24 protein-coding genes and 2 pseudogenes are annotated in these 16,639 nt (G+C 33.4%); 24 read left to right on the forward strand and 2 right to left on the reverse strand.

Translation table 11 applies throughout. From position 1 onward, the window contains the following. The 14 genes and pseudogenes from GYX26_RS10770 to GYX26_RS10830 form a co-directional block, all read left to right on the forward strand. The coding region (locus GYX26_RS10770) for an RHS repeat domain-containing protein (RefSeq protein WP_202984317.1) at positions 1 to 1,338 on the forward strand (1,338 nt) is incomplete at its 5' end. 6 nt (positions 1,339 to 1,344) lie between these two features. After that, positions 1,345 to 1,587, forward strand: coding sequence for a hypothetical protein (locus GYX26_RS10775; RefSeq protein ID WP_174829242.1), 243 nt, complete (start codon positions 1,345 to 1,347; stop codon positions 1,585 to 1,587). Between the two features lie 84 nt (positions 1,588 to 1,671). Then, entirely contained in the window at positions 1,672 to 1,824 is a 153-nt protein-coding gene (locus GYX26_RS10780) for a hypothetical protein (protein WP_174829243.1), read from the forward strand. Between the two features lie 13 nt (positions 1,825 to 1,837). Beyond that, the gene (locus tag GYX26_RS11755) at positions 1,838 to 1,957 is read left to right on the forward strand and encodes a DUF4279 domain-containing protein (protein ID WP_174829273.1); all 120 of its coding nucleotides are present in this window, start codon (positions 1,838 to 1,840) and stop codon (positions 1,955 to 1,957) included. Between the two features lie 356 nt (positions 1,958 to 2,313). Beyond that, a complete protein-coding gene (locus GYX26_RS10790; RefSeq protein WP_174829244.1) occupies positions 2,314 to 2,775 on the forward strand; it encodes a DUF4279 domain-containing protein in 462 nt (153 codons plus the stop codon). Positions 2,776 to 2,993: 218 nt separating this feature from the next. Continuing rightward, positions 2,994 to 3,083: pseudogene (locus tag GYX26_RS11760) on the forward strand (hypothetical protein); the annotation flags it as partial. Between the two features lie 60 nt (positions 3,084 to 3,143). After that, entirely contained in the window at positions 3,144 to 3,671 is a 528-nt protein-coding gene (locus GYX26_RS10795; protein ID WP_174829245.1) for an RHS repeat-associated core domain-containing protein, read from the forward strand. Between the two features lie 438 nt (positions 3,672 to 4,109). Continuing rightward, positions 4,110 to 4,496, forward strand: a complete 387-nt coding sequence (locus tag GYX26_RS10800) for a hypothetical protein (RefSeq protein ID WP_174829246.1) — start codon at positions 4,110 to 4,112, stop codon at positions 4,494 to 4,496. A 160-nt stretch (positions 4,497 to 4,656) separates the two neighbouring features. Then, the gene (locus tag GYX26_RS11765; protein ID WP_370520889.1) at positions 4,657 to 4,899 is read left to right on the forward strand and encodes a hypothetical protein; all 243 of its coding nucleotides are present in this window, start codon (positions 4,657 to 4,659) and stop codon (positions 4,897 to 4,899) included. A 794-nt stretch (positions 4,900 to 5,693) separates the two neighbouring features. Continuing rightward, a complete protein-coding gene (locus GYX26_RS10810) occupies positions 5,694 to 6,140 on the forward strand; it encodes a hypothetical protein (protein ID WP_174829247.1) in 447 nt (148 codons plus the stop codon). Between the two features lie 191 nt (positions 6,141 to 6,331). Beyond that, positions 6,332 to 6,718, forward strand: a complete 387-nt coding sequence (locus GYX26_RS10815) for an RHS repeat-associated core domain-containing protein (RefSeq protein WP_194240729.1) — start codon at positions 6,332 to 6,334, stop codon at positions 6,716 to 6,718. A 436-nt stretch (positions 6,719 to 7,154) separates the two neighbouring features. Beyond that, positions 7,155 to 7,736: a hypothetical protein gene (locus tag GYX26_RS10820; RefSeq protein WP_174829248.1), complete on the forward strand. Its 582-nt coding sequence runs from the start codon at positions 7,155 to 7,157 to the stop codon at positions 7,734 to 7,736. A 273-nt stretch (positions 7,737 to 8,009) separates the two neighbouring features. Further along, a complete protein-coding gene (locus GYX26_RS10825) occupies positions 8,010 to 8,231 on the forward strand; it encodes a polymorphic toxin type 33 domain-containing protein (protein ID WP_174829249.1) in 222 nt (73 codons plus the stop codon). Positions 8,232 to 8,233: 2 nt separating this feature from the next. Beyond that, entirely contained in the window at positions 8,234 to 8,629 is a 396-nt protein-coding gene (locus tag GYX26_RS10830; protein WP_174829250.1) for a DUF4279 domain-containing protein, read from the forward strand. A 183-nt stretch (positions 8,630 to 8,812) separates the two neighbouring features. On the opposite strand, the pseudogene GYX26_RS11770 reads toward GYX26_RS10830, so the two are convergent. Continuing rightward, positions 8,813 to 8,909, reverse strand: a pseudogene (locus GYX26_RS11770) (hypothetical protein); the annotation flags it as partial. Between the two features lie 182 nt (positions 8,910 to 9,091). Here GYX26_RS11770 and GYX26_RS10840 point away from each other — a divergent pair. The 6 genes from GYX26_RS10840 (at position 9,092) to GYX26_RS10865 (ending at position 11,803) form a co-directional block, all read left to right on the forward strand. Next, on the forward strand, positions 9,092 to 9,580 hold the full coding sequence (locus GYX26_RS10840) for a hypothetical protein (RefSeq protein ID WP_174829252.1): 489 nt from the start codon (positions 9,092 to 9,094) through the stop codon (positions 9,578 to 9,580). Between the two features lie 369 nt (positions 9,581 to 9,949). Next, positions 9,950 to 10,195: a hypothetical protein gene (locus tag GYX26_RS10845; RefSeq protein WP_174829253.1), complete on the forward strand. Its 246-nt coding sequence runs from the start codon at positions 9,950 to 9,952 to the stop codon at positions 10,193 to 10,195. A gap of 150 nt (positions 10,196 to 10,345) precedes the next feature. Continuing rightward, positions 10,346 to 10,498, forward strand: a complete 153-nt coding sequence (locus GYX26_RS10850) for a hypothetical protein (protein WP_174829254.1) — start codon at positions 10,346 to 10,348, stop codon at positions 10,496 to 10,498. Between the two features lie 30 nt (positions 10,499 to 10,528). Further along, positions 10,529 to 10,966, forward strand: a complete 438-nt coding sequence (locus GYX26_RS10855; protein ID WP_238791285.1) for an RHS repeat-associated core domain-containing protein — start codon at positions 10,529 to 10,531, stop codon at positions 10,964 to 10,966. Positions 10,967 to 11,024: 58 nt separating this feature from the next. Further along, positions 11,025 to 11,315 (forward strand): hypothetical protein, encoded by a 291-nt coding sequence (locus tag GYX26_RS10860; RefSeq protein ID WP_174829255.1) that lies wholly within the window; start codon positions 11,025 to 11,027, stop codon positions 11,313 to 11,315. Beyond that, positions 11,312 to 11,803 (forward strand): hypothetical protein, encoded by a 492-nt coding sequence (locus GYX26_RS10865; RefSeq protein ID WP_174829256.1) that lies wholly within the window; start codon positions 11,312 to 11,314, stop codon positions 11,801 to 11,803. Before GYX26_RS10860 ends, GYX26_RS10865 begins: the two co-directional genes overlap by 4 nt. Before the next feature lie 394 nt (positions 11,804 to 12,197). Here GYX26_RS10865 and GYX26_RS10870 read toward each other — a convergent pair. Then, positions 12,198 to 13,279, reverse strand: a protein-coding gene (locus GYX26_RS10870) for an IS3 family transposase (protein ID WP_370520888.1) whose coding sequence is annotated in 2 segments (ribosomal slippage) — positions 12,198 to 13,036 and positions 13,036 to 13,279 — 1,083 coding nt in all. Because the reading frame shifts where the segments join, the coding sequence is not laid out codon by codon here. A gap of 534 nt (positions 13,280 to 13,813) precedes the next feature. On the opposite strand from GYX26_RS10870, the gene GYX26_RS10875 reads away from it, so the two are divergent. The 4 genes from GYX26_RS10875 to GYX26_RS10890 all read left to right on the forward strand — a co-directional run bounded on the left by GYX26_RS10875 (position 13,814) and on the right by GYX26_RS10890 (position 16,637). Next, on the forward strand, positions 13,814 to 14,422 hold the full coding sequence (locus GYX26_RS10875; protein ID WP_037408153.1) for a hypothetical protein: 609 nt from the start codon (positions 13,814 to 13,816) through the stop codon (positions 14,420 to 14,422). A gap of 114 nt (positions 14,423 to 14,536) precedes the next feature. Further along, positions 14,537 to 14,926: a hypothetical protein gene (locus tag GYX26_RS10880; protein ID WP_174829257.1), complete on the forward strand. Its 390-nt coding sequence runs from the start codon at positions 14,537 to 14,539 to the stop codon at positions 14,924 to 14,926. Positions 14,927 to 15,575: 649 nt separating this feature from the next. Then, complete coding sequence (locus GYX26_RS10885) at positions 15,576 to 16,184, forward strand: hypothetical protein (RefSeq protein ID WP_174829258.1); 609 nt, start codon at positions 15,576 to 15,578, stop codon at positions 16,182 to 16,184. Between the two features lie 189 nt (positions 16,185 to 16,373). Next, complete coding sequence (locus GYX26_RS10890) at positions 16,374 to 16,637, forward strand: hypothetical protein (protein ID WP_174829259.1); 264 nt, start codon at positions 16,374 to 16,376, stop codon at positions 16,635 to 16,637. Positions 16,638 to 16,639 lie beyond the last annotated feature (2 nt).

Below are 16,639 nucleotides of genomic sequence, written 5' to 3' on the forward strand. Positions count from 1 at the left end.
ATAGGCAGCGCCCAGCAGGCAGGCGAGTGGCAGTACAACGACCTCAACCAGCTAATCAAATGGGGAGAAGGCAAACAGCAGACCAGCTTAACCTATACCGCCAATGGTCAACTGTCTACAGAAGAAAATGCCAATAAAAAACTCAGCTACAGCTACAACGCAGCCGAACGCCTGAGCAAAGTCAGCAACGACACAAGCGAGCTGGCCAGCTACGAATACGACCCGTTTGGCCGGCGTATCAGCAAAACCGTAAACGGCGAGACCACCTACTATATCTACAGCAGCGAAGGCCTGATAGCCGAACTGGATCAAAATGGCAAAATGCGCGTAGCGTATGGTTGGAAGCCAGACAGCGACTGGGGTACCAGCCCCTTATGGCAGGCCAACCTGAACGAAGGTCAGACCCTGAAAAATGCCAGCTATCACTACCTGATAAGCGATCATCTGGGCACCCCGCAACTGGCTATAAACAGCGCCGGAGAACAGAGCTGGAAAATCAATAGCGATGCGTTTGGCAACAGTGAACTGGAGGCAAACAACCAGATCACCATGAACCTGCGGTTTCCGGGACAGTACTACGATGCAGAGACCGGACTGTCATATAACTATTTCCGTGATTACGATGCAAAGACTGGGCGGTATATCCAGAGTGATCCGATAGGGTTGGCGGGAGGAATAAACACCTATGGTTATGTAGGTGGGAATCCGCTGGTATACAGTGATCCGACTGGGGAGATTGCTCCAGCGGTAGTTGCAGGAGCAGGAGTTGCAACAGCAGGGATACGACTATGTGCAGCTAATCCAGCTTGCAGATATCTGGCAAAAGAAGCAATCAGATGGGGTATTAAAAGTTTACTTAAGCCTTTACCTACAGTACCTACGCTTAATGATAATAAAATATCGGATGGTGAGAAATGTAAGACTAAAGATGTTGAGATAAGTGATGCAAATATAGGAGGAGCACCAAATCCGCCTGATCCTGATGATAAATCAAAAGATAAACGTCCTAAAGATGAGCTAGAAGATGATCCAGAAGATATCCAAGATCTGATTGATGCTGCTAATAAAGCTATAAATAAACACGGATTATCCGCGGCTGCAAGAGGTTTTGATAAGCATTCAGGAAGACCGGGCGGGACATATGAACCATTAAAAGGTAATGTATCTCAAAAAAATGCAGCGGCAGAGAATTTTGTAAAATATGTGTTGAAAAATAAAAATACTGTGAAAAAGAATTTGTCTAGAGGCGGTACAGAATATCGTTTACCAAACGGTAAAGGAGTTCGCTATAATAAAGATGGTTCATTTTCTGGTGTATTAGATCCAAAATGGGAGTAATATTCTATGAAATCAGATTTTCAAATTGATTATTTCAGTGATAGTAAATACGAGTATTTAACTATTGAAATTTCTTTCAAAGGACAAATTTTATGTCAATTAAATAAAGATAAAGGAGTTGATAATATTGAAATAGAGTTCTTTTATGATTCCCGGTTGCTAGAAGAAGAAACTATATTTAAATTTCCTTTAGATGAATTTCTTGATGTGTTAAATATAGTAAAGAAAGATCTTATCTCTATAAAATAATATGTAATGTAAAAGTCGAGATAAGACCAAGTAGTCATGTATTCTCTAGGGCATTTTATAAGTTAAATATAGGATCTAAGGGATATGAAAAAAATTAATAATATTGGTCTAGGTACGGTTGAGTTTATAGAATATGGTTATAATTTTTCTTTAGAATTACTCAGTGTATATAATCAAGGCGAATTTATGGGAAAAATAATATGTAAAGGAAGATATTCTAAATCGAATAAGGTCTGAGCTAAATATAGATATGCTTTTTGATGTAGTTATTCGTTTAGAAAATGATGAATATCCTGTAATGCGGTTAAAACCCGATGTATTGAAATTCATAGCAAATATCAGTGCTGATATAGATTTTAATGTATACTGATAAAAATATGCATTTCACAAATTAGTAAATCAATTGTCCCACTTTTTAAAAAAAGTGGGACAATTGATTGCTACTATGTTGAAATAGATGATGTAAATATAGGAGGAGCACCAAATCCGCCTGATACTGATGATCAAGATAATGGGAAAGATAAACCTAGAAATTTACAAAAAGTAAAGAATAGCTATTTGAAGAAAAAAGGCATGATCCACATGAATTTAAGGCAGACAATGTAGGTAAAAAGGATCTGTCTAAGTGGGATATATATTAATAAAGATACCAAAGAGTTATGGATATTTAGGAAGGGTGGAGCTGGAAAAGGTATTCCAACTAGTTATTATTTATAGGAGTTTGTAATGGAACAAACGACAGTAATGGTAGAATTCGCTATGTGCGGAGAAGAATTTAATCCTGATGAGGTAACAAAATTGCTAGGAATTTTGCCCACAGAAACCAGAATTAAAGGAAGTATGACAGACGGACAATACCATCCAGCTATAGAAACAACTTGGTGTCTGCGTAATTATGAAAATTCAATAAATGATTTAGATCAGCAATTATGTCAAATAATTAATGGACTTAAAGATAAAACTGAAATATTACTCAAATTAAAGAAAGAATATAATTTATATTATATGTTTATTATAGTTGCTTATATCTATAATGATATTGAATCAGATATTTACCTAAAAAGAAATACTTTAGATTTTATATCTCTTTTAGATGCTAAATTAACTATAGAAATAGATACAGATACAGATACAGATACAGATACAGATACAGATACAGATACAGATACAGATACAGATATATATTAATTAAATATAATCTTATTGTTATTTAAAAAATGCTATAGATATTAAAAAATTTTAGTCAATACGAAATCCCAGCTTTTAAGTTGGGATTTTTGTTAAAAATTATATTAAAATTAATATATATTATATTTATATTTTATTAAATTAATTATTCTTTGGAAATAATTGATAATTTCAAAGATTAATTTATTTTAAATAAAAACTAAAATGCAGTCGAACGCCTGAGCAAAGTCAGTAACGACACAAGCGAGCTGGCCAGCTACGAATACGACCCGTTTGGCCGGCGTATCAGCAAAACCGTATACGGCGAGACCACCTACTATATCTACAGCAGCGCAGGCCTGCTAGCCGAATTGGATCAAAATGGCAAAATGCGCGTAGCGTATGGCTGGAAGCCAGACAGCGACTGGGGTACCAGCCCCTTATGGCAGGCCAATCTGAACGAAGGTCAGACCCTGAAAAATGCCAGCTATCACTACCTGATAAGCGACCATCTGGACACCCCGCAACTGGCTATAAACAGCGCCGGAGAACAGAGCTGGAAAATCAATAGCGATGCGTTTGGCAATAGTGAACTGGAGGCAAACAACCAGATCACCATGAACCTGCGGTTTCCGGGACAGTACTACGATGCAGAGACCGGACTGTCATACAACTATTTCCGTGATTACGATGCGAAGACTGGGCGGTATATCCAGAGTGATCCGATAGGGTTAGCGGGAGGAATAAACACCTATGGTTATGTAGGTGGGAATCCGCTGGTATACAGTGATCCGACTGGGGAGATTGCTCCGGCGGGTAGTTGCAGGAGCAGGAATTGCAACAGCAGGGATACGACTATGTGCAGCCAATCCAGCTTGCAGATATATGGCAAAAGAAGCAATCAGATGGGGTATTAAAAGTTTAATTACACCCCCAATATTTAATGATAAAGCAGATGATGACTGTAGAGATGAGAATGTAGAAATAAATGACGCAAGTAGCCATAATATAATAGGAGGGGGCACCCAATCCGCCGGATCCTGATGATAAGCAAAACAATAAAAATTCTGAAAGAAAATTACCTAAAACAAAAAAAAAGAATTAATAGAATATTTTAAAAAAACAATTGTTTACAAGGAATTCTGATAGTGCGAGTGGTTATGAAAAATGGGTTAGAAATTCTGATCAATCAAAAGTTTGGATAAAACCAAATGGAGAAGTAATTAGGCTTCAAAGAGTCTGGAGAAAAGATGGGTTGAAAAAGTATAATGAAAGACAAAATTACTGGGGTGAGAGATTAGAGGATCAATCTCATTCAACAGGACATTTTGTAAAATAAATTATGAGGGTAAAAAATGAAAAAGATAGAAGATGTAGGCTTAGGAGATATTAAAATACTAGAATATGGTAATGATATCTCATTTGAATTGACAAGTGTGTATAACAATGGTGAGACTATAGGTGAAATTATATGCAAGAATGTCAAATATATTTCAATAAAAAATGACGACTTTGATGCAGGCGATGGTTTCCAAGGTAGTTATATACCTATAATTATAGTTCAAAATTTGGATAACATTTTAACGGACGAGCAATTTATATATTTTTCAAATCACTCTACTGATAAAATTAAAGGATATATGATGACATTTGGAGAATTCTCAATTCAATGTAAAGTTATTTGTCTTGATATTATATTTAATATTTCGGAAAAATTTAAAGATATAATTATTGACGAATAAATTAATATTAAATTTTAACAAAAGCTTTAAACTTAATTTCAAAGTTAAAGCTTTAGTTGTAAACTGATTTAGTTTGCTGAAGTGTTAAAAAATTATTTTCATTGAAACCAAAACACTGGGCAATAATGTTGAATACAGCTACAACGATGCCAACCAGCTGATAGAACAGAAACAGACCAATGGCAATCGCATACAGTATCAATACGATGCAGCCGGCAACATCAGTCAGCAAAGCTACATTGCCGCTGGACAAGACAATGTCGAACAGACGGTCCGCTATCAATATAACGCCAACAACCAACTGATAGACGTACAGCAGCGCAGGCCTGATAGCCGAACTGGATCAGAATGGCAAAATGCGCGTAGTGTATGGTTGGAAGCCAGACAGCGACTAGGGTACTAGTCCCTTATGGCAGGCCAACCTGAGCGAAGGTCAGACCCTGAAAAATGCCAGCTATCACTACCTGATAAGCGACCATCTGGGCACCCCATAGCTGGCACTAAACAGCTATGGAAAACAGAGCTGGAAAATCAATAGCGATGCGTTTGGCAACAGCGAACTGGACGCAAACAACCAGATCACCATGAATCTGTGGTTTACGGGACAGTACTATGCTGCGACCTGACTGTCATATAACTATTTCCGTGATTACAATGTGAAGACTGGCTTGTATATCCAGAGTGATCCGATAGGTTGGCAGGTGGAATAAATACTTGTGGTGATGTAAATAATGATACGTTAAAAATTATTGATTCACTGGGATAAAGAAATTATTATATAGTAAATGAAAATAGTGTATTAATTGAGTTAAGTATTAGTACGGATATACGTTCAATATCCTTCGTCTCATTTTAAATGAGGTGAAAAGACTTTGATTAGACTCATTAGATCTATTTTTTCATTGCATGGCATTCTGTCGAGTCTGACAGGATAAGGATGCAAGTAATAAATTGAGTAAATGGTATGCTAGAATAAAAGAAAATTTTGATTATATTAAAAGGACATGTTGGAATTTATGGGTTGGATAAAAGGTTTTCTCACAAGCAAATGGTTAAAGATAAAAATGAGTATCTAAAAGTAAACGATTATGGATTAAATTGTGCTGTTAACATCAGTTGTCTAGATAGGTATGAGAAATTTATTAATCCTGATCTTCAGAAAATGATTGTAGTATTAGAAAATGAGGGATATTTATAATGATAAAATTTTATATACAATTATTATGTTTATATGGATTTTTTCTTTATGGATGTAATCTTTTGGATTCAACAAAAGTTTCATATTATGAAAAATATACAGATATTTTACCTGATAATGGCGTGAATAGCTGGTTACCAGAAAACTTTCCACAAGAATCCAGAAATATTTATGTTAAAACTGATGTTGAAACAAATGCACTTGAAGTTTATTTTACCTTAAATAATAAAATAGAAAACAAAGGACAATTATATTTAAATGGTATTCAGATGGCACAATTAAAGAAAATCGATAAAACAATAGATAGAGGGTGGTGTATGTATTCAGAATATAATATTTGGAAAGAGCCACGCCAGAATTGGTATGTTATAGGTGAATTATCTGCAAAAAACAGATATATACTTGTGTTTGCGCATACTATAGCTCCTAATTTATGCAAAAAATAGAATAGTATAAAAACTAATCGATAAAATCAAAGTATAAATAATAAATTAATATTCACATATGATAGAAATTTTAGTAAACATATAATAGTAATCAGATTTTTATAGATATTTTTAATTTATCTCCTTTTTCTACGCTTAGAACAATAACCTGATTAAAAAATTAGGATACTGGGCAGTGATATTGAATACAGTTGCAACAATTGAAAGCATTCCATAGCGATACGTCTGGCAATAGTGAACTGGATGTAAACAACCAGATAACCATAAACCTGCGGTTTCCGGAACAGTACTATGAGACAGAGACCGGACTGTCATATAACTCTTTACGTGATTACGATGCCAAGACTGGACGGTATATTCAGAGTGATCCGATAGGATTGGCTGGGGAAATATATACCTATGGTTATGTAGGTAGGAATCCACTGGTATACAGTGATCCGGCTGGGAAGATTGCTCACGTAATGATACCTGTGGCAGTAGCTGCTGCATTCGCTGTAGCTGCATGTATAGTGTCTCCTGTATGTAATAAATCATTGCCAGATGCGCAATTTGGTTTATATTCAAATATAAGTAGTTGAATATTTGGAGTAATTGATGAATTGCCATATATTAATTCAGAAGACCATCCGGATGAAGCAGAATTGATTAGGCAATGTTCTGAAAAAAAGGGTATTGGCATGATGTAAACGATAGAGGAACGCGTTGTAAACGACTAAAACATGATATTCATTGTTTAATAATGTGCATAGGAATAAGGACGCTGGAGAGAGTTCAATATAACGAGGGAGGATGAGAGTATAGGAAAAGATACAATATGATTTTAAATGCTTTGAGAAGTTTAGTGCAGGCAGCTCAAGATAATGAATGTGATTATGATTCAGAAACGGATGAAATATAGGCAATGTCATGGAGAAAAATAGGGAATAAAAAACCAGTCCCAGATCATTTAAAAAGTGAGTATAATTAAATTTATCTTCTTACATTTATTTTTATAATTAAATTAATAGAGTAAATATGAATGATATGATAATACCAGAATGTTTGGCTAAAAATGATTACTTCACAGCTAATGTTGCATGTATGGATGATTATGGTGTATTTATTATTATTTATAGGTTGGATACATTTGAATTTTATACTTCTTTTAATGTTTTTAATACGGATAAAAAATCTTGGGTATCTAAAGCACATGAGTGTATTAGTAAATTAAAAGTACCAATTGATTGGAAAAGGCCACATCGTTATTGCCTGGCTCGTTATGCTCGTCAGGTTTTGAATGATGATTCTTTTTTTGGGAAGTTATCTTGTAATATGTTAAGCAACGAGGATATAAACCGTTACATGTTTATCTCCAGATTAAAGGAAACAGTATTAGTTAAAAAGTTAAATCAATTATCCGAGGATGAAAAAATTCAATTGTTTATCCTTAAACAATGGGAAATAGATGGAGAAGTAGGAGAAGGTGTTACTTATGCTATTTATGGGCGTGAATATATATATAAAAGATTATATGATAAAGAAAAATATGAAACTTATTACAAGAAATATTGGGAAAAAGTAGAAAGTGTCTTTGGAAAACTTGATGAAGATGAATAATTTTAATCCAGTAAATATTTTAAATTATACTAATTCAAAAGGGGACTAGGAAGTATGTAATACAGCTTGACAAAACTGAAGATTGAAGGAGGTTCCATTGCTTTCTTTTGCTTGTTATACTTATCGATATTAGCTGAAAAATCTTTTAGTTAAAGCTTAGCTCAATATGATAATAGTATACTGAATGGTGAAAATTCAAGACTAAAGATGCTGAAATAGACAATGCAAATATAGGGAAAGTTCCCAATCTGCCAGACCTTGATGATCAGGACAATGGAAAGGATAACCTTAAATATTGAAAAAGTTGCCAATAAAAATCTGAAGCAAAGAGGTCATGATATTCATGAAATAGAACAGGAATTTTTAGGACACAAAGCACAGATTAAACGTTATGATATATATGTTGATAAAAAACTGGATAGTTGTGGATTCTTAGAAAACAAGGAATTAAAGGTAATGGTATCCCTACAGGTTATATTTTATAAAGGTATTTAAATATGGAAACGACATCCGTGAAAGTTGCTTTTGACATTTATGGTGAACATTTTCAACCGAGTGCTATAACTGATCTTTTAAATGTTCTTCCAAATAGTACAATAATCAAGGGGATTGTTCCTGAAGGAAAAAATTGGCCGGCAGTAGAGACAAAATGGTGTATAGACACTGGCTATGAAAAATCAGACGATATTAATATTCAATTAAAAAAAATAATTGGTTTAATACAAGGTAAAGAGGATATTCTAAATCGAATAAGGTCTGAGCTAAATATAGATATGCTTTTTGATGTAGTTATTCGTTTAGAAAATGATGAATATCCTGTAATGCGGTTAAAACCCGATGTATTGAAATTCATAGCAAGTATCAGTGCTGATATAGATTTTAATGTATACTGATAAAAATATGCATTTCACAAATGAGTAAATCAATTAACTCACTGTTTAAAAAAGTGAGTTAATTGATTGTTGCTATTAATAGTAAATATTTTTAATCAGATGACAATGATAAAAACTGTTAAATGTTTGATATCCGATGGTTCCATAGCTCCGTATTTCTCTTGTCATTTATCAAAGCTGAATTACTTATGCTGTATTTACGGCAAAGTTCTTTAACAGGAATACCGGCTTCAGCTTCTTTTAAAATAGATACGATCTGATGTTCAGTTATCTTTTTCATGTTTAAATCCTCTGTGGGTTAATAGAGAGAATTTTCTATTTTAAGGCTGTACTATTTTAGGGGAGGAGTTACACGCCAATTAAGACTAAAGATGAGGGACACGGTGGAAGTTGTAGGCGGTTATATAATAAAAAAGATGTTAGAATTGGTACACTTATTAAAGAAAGGAAATACTTAAGAGAATGAAACATGCAATTGATAAATTAATAAAAATTGATTTTCAAAATTTTGATTTCTTGATAAAAGATTATTTTATTTTTAGTATCTCTATTTTTGACCACATTCTGAATGAAGAAGAATACATTAATGCATATTTAGTCTCTTATGCCGACATTAAAAGTAATATAGAAAAGAAAATATTATTTAATAAAATAAAAAGAAAATTTGTATTTATATATAAGATTCTGTTTAAATTATCAAGAGGAATTGTAATAGCTATAATTGATGAAAAACCTAGAAAGATTGTATCATTCAATCATTATATGTACATAATAAATAATATTCTTAAAGAAAAAAAACTATGTACATTGATTTACCCCTTATTAGGTTGTATTACTACTACTGGATATGATTTAACACACCAATTTTTGATTTCAAAAAACAAGATTTTATTAAAAAGAGAAATTGAAATAATAGTAAAAAAGGTTGGGTTAAATATAATTAGATATTAGTTCAAATATTCAATTATTAGTTTTCTGGATATCGTTAAGTGAATATAACAAGGCGTCAAATGAATTATCCAAATGTTAGTGATGAAATAAAGTTAGGAGATAAACTAAATTTTGGTAGGACGATGACAACAATTGTATTATGGTGTTTTGATTTAAAAAAATAGCTTTCTATATTTCATTATGACTATTGGTAAAGTATATTTAAGATAATAATATAGGTAGATGCAGATTAAATTGATACAATTCACTCTATAGGCTTTGATCCGAATTTTGATTTATTGGAAAGAAATAATATTTGTTAGGATCATTGAATAATGTTTTTATTAAATAATTTGATCTCTCCGCTGAAACAGTGGGACAAATATTTAAATGGTAAAACCTAGAACTACGATGCCATTGAAAGCCGCACCGATAATGTCCGGCCAGCAGGAGAGTGGTCGTATTAAAGAACTCAACCAACTAATTAAATGGCGAGAAGGTAAACAGCAGATCAGCCTGCCCTGTACCGCTAATGGCCAGTTATCAACAGAAGAAAGTATCAATAAAAAACTCAGCTACAATGCAGCCGAGTACCTGAGCAAAGTCAGTAACAATACTAGTATACTGGCCAGTTAGAAATATGCCCTCCTGTTTGGCCAGCGTATTAGTAAAACCGTTAATGACAAGATTACTTACTATATCTACTGCAGCAAAGACTTGCTGGAATGAAATGAAATATGCGTAGCGTATGCTTGGATGCCAGACAGCGACTAATGCACCAATCTATTGTGGCAGGCTAATCTGAGCGAAGACAAGATTCTGAAAAATACCAGCTATCACTACCTGATTAGCGACCATCTAGGCATGACACATCTGGTGCGAGACAGCAACGGAAAACAGAGCTGGAAAATCAGAAGCGATGCCCTTGGTCATGCCTAACTGGATTTAAATAACTAGAAAATCCTGAACCTGCGCCAGCCGGGTCAGTATGGTCAGGGAAGTGACTTATATTATAACTTAGTCAGACACGATAATCCGCACACAGGACGCTGTATAGAAGTGGATTCACGGGATGTAATGAGTGAATTGAATCTGTATGGCTATGCCAATGCTAATCCATTGAAGTATGCCGACCCATATGGTTTATGGAGTATGGATGATACTGGGGAATTTATTTACGATACTACTAGTTGGGTGCCCTCTCAAGGACTTGTAAATTGTCTTGCAGGATATGGGGACTACATGAGCTTTGGGGTAACCGAATGGTTGAGAGATAAAACTAATGTAGGTGGTGTTGATAAATGCTCAGATGCATATCGATATTGTACTTATATTGGTATGGCACAAGATGCATTTAGGTTAGGGCGTGCTGTAAATATTTATAGAGGTTATAAAAAAAGCAAATAAAGAATTTGTAGATTATGTAAAGAATACTAAAGAAAAGCCTGCAGCAGTAGTTGTAGCTGTGGATAAAAATACAGGAAAATATGCTTTGAATACAAATGGCAATATCCCAGAAAAAGTAGCTCCCGAATTAAAAGACATGGCGGATAAATTGGGAGGATTGGGAACAAAAACTAAATGTGATAACATAGTAGGGCGTTGCGCCGAATTTCGTGCTGCTAATGACTTAATGCTACAAAACCCTCGGCTTAAAGCAAAGGACATTGATATTTCTGGGGCTTTGCGCCCTAGGAAATTGAAGCCTGTAAAACGGTGTGATAATTGTACAGCTATGTTTGGACCTGAGTTATGAATATGAAAATTATAGAAAATTCTGTTGATGGTTGGGATGGATGGGATATATGGGATTTAGATTGGTATGCTGTATTTAATAACAACTATTTAGCCCATTTTACTTCAGGAGGTACATGTGCAGTTCCTAAAAAAATAAGAAAATCTAAAATTAATTATGATAAATTATTCGATTATTTCGATAATTTAGATAATCATTGTAAAGTTGATATTATAGAAAGTCATTTACCTGATTTTACTGAACCTGGTGCATTTTTACTTAAAAATATAGAAGAAAGAAAAAAAGCTTGTTTGCATTCGTATGTTGAAGCTGCATCGAAAGGTTTATTTAGCTATGATATTGACTTTGAAACAAATACTTATTTTTTAGTAGCGAAACCAACTACTCCATTAACATTGTTAGAATTACCAATGGATGTGAGACGTATAATACATAAACTGCCAGCAACAATTCAACCAGGAGCACTTACCATATCACAAATAGAATGAAATCAGAGTTATTAATAAATTAAATCTTAATATATGTTTTATGCATATTCCAGTTTTAAACTGGGATTAATATGATATAAGCTATTTAAAATTATTGTCACAGAACTTTATATGAGCTTTTATCATGAAAAACTCTAATGAACAATAATGGCCTAGTTTATAAATTGATATGAGTCTTAAAGGATGAGGATTAGTATATGCCAAAAGTTCAGTGTAGATGTGATTTATTATGCGTATTCATACATTGGAGGAAGATTTCGTTTATGATTTAATTTCTGATAATGATTTATGGAATATAATTGATACATGGTCTGAGAATGAGAAATTTACATCAGAAGATTTTTTAAGTGCTTTTGTAAATACCCCATAGTTAGTACAAAACTGACGTAGAAAATCATGCTGCTTGTTTTAGTGTTTTATACTCAATCGGCGTCATATTATTTAGTGCTTCATGAGGTCTTTCGGTGTTATAAATGGTTAGCCATTCTTCGGTTACCTTCCTTGCCTGTTCCAGATTATTAAAAAGATATAAATCCAGTACCTCTGTACGGTACGAACGGTTAAATCGTTCAATAAAGCCATTTTGATATGGGCTGCCGGAGTTGATGTAATCTATAGTTATACCATGTGATTTTGCCCAATTAGTAAACGTGTTTCCGGTGAATTCCGGCCCATTATCTACTCGCATTTTGAGTGGATAACCATGATATTCGGCCAGTTTATCCAGATAACGGGTAATCCTGCCAGCCGGCAAACTGACCGCAATATCAATGCCTAGCGCCTCACGATTAAAGTCATCTATCACATTGAAAGTTCTAAAGCGTCGTTGATTGCGACTGCTGTCACTCATAAAATCCATAGACCAGCATTCACCTGGCTTATTCGGTATTGATAGCTTTTCTGGGCTGCGTGGTGGAATACGTTTTTTACGCTTTACCCTGAGATTAAGCTTTAATTCACAATACACCCGATACACACGTTTATGATTCCATTTATAGCCGAACTTTCTGATGCGATTAAAACATTTGGGAAAGCCCCAGCGTAAATGCTTATCGGTAATAGCACTTAGTACTGACATAATCACTGAATCATCCGGTAACTTGGGTTGATAATAGTAAGCACAACGGCTTAAACCAGCAATAGAACAACTCATTGTAATAGTAACAGGATGACTTTCTTGTAACTCCAGAGCCCAGGCTTTACGTTCCTTGGTAGGCACTAGAGCTTTTTTATGATTTCCTCCTGAAGCTGAGATTTTAAACTGAGCTCAGCAAACATCTGTTTAAGCTTGCGGTTTTCAGCCTCCAGTTCCTTTAAACGTTTGATATCGGAGGTTTCCATACCACCGTATTTTTCCCGCCATTTATAAAAAGTCGAATTACCGATGCCATATTTACGGCAAAGTTCTTTGACAGGAATAGCGGCTTGAGCTTCTTTTAAAATGGATACTATCTGATGTTCAGTCATCTTTTTCATGTTTAAATCCTCTGTGGGTTGATAGAGAGAATTTTCTACTTTTTCGCTGTTCTATTTTAGGGGGTAGTTACAGCATCTATAGATTTTGCTAAGGCATATAAAGTTTATAAAGCGTATAAGGCACAAGAAGCGGCCTTACGTGCTGCGGCTGAAAAAGAATTAATTGATGCAATCAATGCTTTTTCTTCTAAAGATAAAGCTGGTGATATTACAACAAAGGTTGCTGCATATGATACAAAACAGGTTTAATTGCAACTGGTAGAAGTAACAACGTCAGTGGGTTGAAGCAAGAAACGGATGGATTTTGTTGAGGGAGAATAGGAAAAAAACTAATTTATGTAATAATAAAATAGGTTATTGTGCAGAACTAGATGCTGCTAATAAATTAGTCGCACAAGGAGTACCTATAGAAAGAATTAAGTTCACAGAAGCATTGAGACCAAGACATGTATACGGAAAAAATACGTATAATAAAGGAGCTGTAGTTGATACTTATAATAACTGTAAAGCAACATGGCCGGAGGAAAATTTTAGATGAGTTATGAAGATTTAAATGCAAATTGGCGGCCCGACTTTGGAACAATATTTGACTGGCCTGCAATGGATAAATTTGGAAAAATTGCGATAATGGTAAATAACTGCTGGGGGGATTTACCTAAGGCTCTATTATCAAATTATGATTCAATATTATTATTAGACCCTTTTATGGAACACATTACCGAAGGTATAGATAAATTTAGTCAGTATTCATATAATAAGCATGGAGAAACTATATTGGATTTATATTCAGGTCTTACTTATAAGGCATATAAAAATAGAAAAGAAATTGAGAAAGAAGTATTTGAAGAGTCTAAACGTGAAAATGTCATTACTGATGAGGGATTGCCTGCTCAAAAAGGCGTGTTTGTATATTACGCAGTAGAAGGTTGCAAGCCAGGTCATGATTTTGTAGTTGGATATGATGGTGAAACCAAAATGGGGGATTATTTCAGATATTTAATACCTACAATTTATGCTTCTATCGAAGATTTTCCAAAAGAACTGCGGCCAGCAATTGCTGTATCTGATACGGTTGATTTTACGAAAGATAGATTATTCGATAATGACAAAATCAGCGAGTATTTTCCTAGAATGTATAGTTAATGTATAGGTAAACCGAAAGTCCGGTTTAATACAGGGCTTTTTTATTTTATAGTAAACTGCAAATATGTGAAGCTATATGGTAACGCATGCACAATAAATTAAGAGAGAGCTTAAATGAGTATTAAACTAAATTATCCAATAGATATAATATTTGAAGAATTAGAGTTTGATGATTGTTTACCATCTATAAAATTTAGAGTTGATGTTAATGTAAATAAATTTAATTATAAATTCAACTATAGTGGTGAACTATTGATAGATTGTAGTGTCTTAGATTCCTTTATCAAAAATTTGAATAAAGGTAAAAGTTCAATTTTGAATGATATGAATAAGAAATTTTTCATTAGAATAAATAAAACTTCTGAATGCATAAAACTTATATGGTTAGTTAAACGACAAGACATTCAAGGGTTTTTAATGAAATCCGGATATAAGTGCGTTATTACTGAAGATGAATGCAGTCTTATCAGAAAAGAATTTAATAATTATTCTAAATGGTGGTAAATTATTAATTTATAAATATATTTATGCTGATTTATCAGTTAAAAAATATAATATAAAATGTAGGTTAGTTTCAATTTAAAAGGTAGTATTTTCTGATTTTATATTGTTAGCAAATTTTGAATCAATAAAAATTAGCAGATATATCGAAAAATCCTAAATTGAGGGTAAGTGCTAGCGCCAATCTGTATAGCAGTGTTTTTTCAATTGAATAAGATAAATCGATTAGTTAGTTATATATAAGTTCATTTTATTGATGAGATGAGCTAATATTTTAGCCAGTTAACGTATTCGTAGGCATTTAATAATCTATCTCGAGAATGATTTCCGTAATATGAAGTAAATATTAGCAAATTGCGATATACCATAATAATTTAATAAAATCTAGCCCGTTAGATAAAACAACGGAAGATTCTCTTAAAAAGAATTAGAAAGAGATATTAAAAAACTAACTTTGATGATAATGTAATTGACGGTTGTACGTAAATGGATGTTGTTACTCAATTAGTCGAATAAGGAGTAGCTATAGCAAGGATTAAATTTACTGAAACATTGAAACCAAGCAATATGTATGGTAAAAAATATATGATAAAGATGCATAAGTTGATACTTGTAATAATTGTAAAGCAACATAGGAAGAATGGAATTTTGAATGAGTATTAAAGATTTGAATGTGAATTGGAAACCAGACTTTGGAACGATATTTCTCTGGCCTGCAATGGATAAATATGGAAAAATTGCAGTAATGGTGAATAACTGCTGGGGAGATTTGCCTAAGGCTCTACTATCAAATCCTCATTCAATATCATTATTAGATCCTTTTATGGAACATATATTCGAAGGTTTGGACATGTATAGTCAGTATTCATATAAGAAACATGGAGAAACTATATTGGATTTATATTCAGGTCTTAAGTATAGGGAATATAAGAATAGAAAAGAGATTGAGAAACAAGTATTTGAAGAGTCTAAACGTGAGAATGTTATTTCTGATGAGGGTTTACCTGCTCAAAAAGGTTTGTTTGTCTATTACGCAGTAGAAAGTTGCACGCATGGTGAGGATTTTGTAGTCGGCTATAAGGGAAAAACCAAAATGGGGGATTATTTCAGGTTTTTAATCCCCACAGTCTATGCCTCTATCGAAAATTTTATAAAAGAATTGCGGCCAGCAATTGCTGTATCTGATACAGTTGATTTTACAAAAGATAGATTATTCGATAATGATAAAATCAGCGAGTATTTTCCTAGAATGTATAGTTAATGTATAGGTAAACCAAAAGCCCAGTTTAATACTAGGCTTTTTTGTTATAGCAAACTAAAATTATTGTATATCTAAAAATATATATTATTGAATAATAAATATTTTAGATGATCGATCTTGAAAATAGATATTTAAAGTTTAAGTTAATTAATATAGTTTTTACTAAATGACTCAAATTAGGATTAGTCTATGCCAAAAGTTCAGTGCAGATGTGGATTTATTATGCGTATTCATACATTGGAGGAAGATTTCGTTTATGATTTAATCTCTGATAATGATTTATGGAATATAATTAATACATGGTCTGAGAATGAGAAATTTACATCAGAAGATTTTTTAAGTGCTTTTAACCGTAAGAGTTTTGAAGTCTATAAATGTCCATCTTGTGAAAGATTATATATTGAAGAATCTCCAGGATCTTGTGATCTTGATCGTTATATAAAAGAAACATAAAA

Source organism: Snodgrassella sp. ESL0253, from assembly GCF_013344965.1.
Taxonomy (GTDB): domain Bacteria; phylum Pseudomonadota; class Gammaproteobacteria; order Burkholderiales; family Neisseriaceae; genus Snodgrassella; species Snodgrassella alvi_B.

Coding starts and splice junctions, on each gene's coding strand:
- GYX26_RS10775 (WP_174829242.1), top strand. CDS start 1,345: ATGAAATCAGATTTTCAAATTGATTATTTCAGTGATAGTAAATACGAG.
- GYX26_RS10780 (WP_174829243.1), top strand. CDS start 1,672: ATGAAAAAAATTAATAATATTGGTCTAGGTACGGTTGAGTTTATAGAA.
- GYX26_RS11755 (WP_174829273.1), top strand. CDS start 1,838: ATGCTTTTTGATGTAGTTATTCGTTTAGAAAATGATGAATATCCTGTA.
- GYX26_RS10790 (WP_174829244.1), top strand. CDS start 2,314: ATGGAACAAACGACAGTAATGGTAGAATTCGCTATGTGCGGAGAAGAA.
- GYX26_RS10795 (WP_174829245.1), top strand. CDS start 3,144: ATGCGCGTAGCGTATGGCTGGAAGCCAGACAGCGACTGGGGTACCAGC.
- GYX26_RS10800 (WP_174829246.1), top strand. CDS start 4,110: ATGAAAAAGATAGAAGATGTAGGCTTAGGAGATATTAAAATACTAGAA.
- GYX26_RS10810 (WP_174829247.1), top strand. CDS start 5,694: ATGATAAAATTTTATATACAATTATTATGTTTATATGGATTTTTTCTT.
- GYX26_RS10820 (WP_174829248.1), top strand. CDS start 7,155: ATGAATGATATGATAATACCAGAATGTTTGGCTAAAAATGATTACTTC.
- GYX26_RS10825 (WP_174829249.1), top strand. CDS start 8,010: ATGGAAAGGATAACCTTAAATATTGAAAAAGTTGCCAATAAAAATCTG.
- GYX26_RS10830 (WP_174829250.1), top strand. CDS start 8,234: ATGGAAACGACATCCGTGAAAGTTGCTTTTGACATTTATGGTGAACAT.
- GYX26_RS10840 (WP_174829252.1), top strand. CDS start 9,092: ATGAAACATGCAATTGATAAATTAATAAAAATTGATTTTCAAAATTTT.
- GYX26_RS10845 (WP_174829253.1), top strand. CDS start 9,950: ATGGTAAAACCTAGAACTACGATGCCATTGAAAGCCGCACCGATAATG.
- GYX26_RS10865 (WP_174829256.1), top strand. CDS start 11,312: ATGAATATGAAAATTATAGAAAATTCTGTTGATGGTTGGGATGGATGG.
- GYX26_RS10875 (WP_037408153.1), top strand. CDS start 13,814: ATGAGTTATGAAGATTTAAATGCAAATTGGCGGCCCGACTTTGGAACA.
- GYX26_RS10880 (WP_174829257.1), top strand. CDS start 14,537: ATGAGTATTAAACTAAATTATCCAATAGATATAATATTTGAAGAATTA.
- GYX26_RS10885 (WP_174829258.1), top strand. CDS start 15,576: ATGAGTATTAAAGATTTGAATGTGAATTGGAAACCAGACTTTGGAACG.
- GYX26_RS10890 (WP_174829259.1), top strand. CDS start 16,374: ATGCCAAAAGTTCAGTGCAGATGTGGATTTATTATGCGTATTCATACA.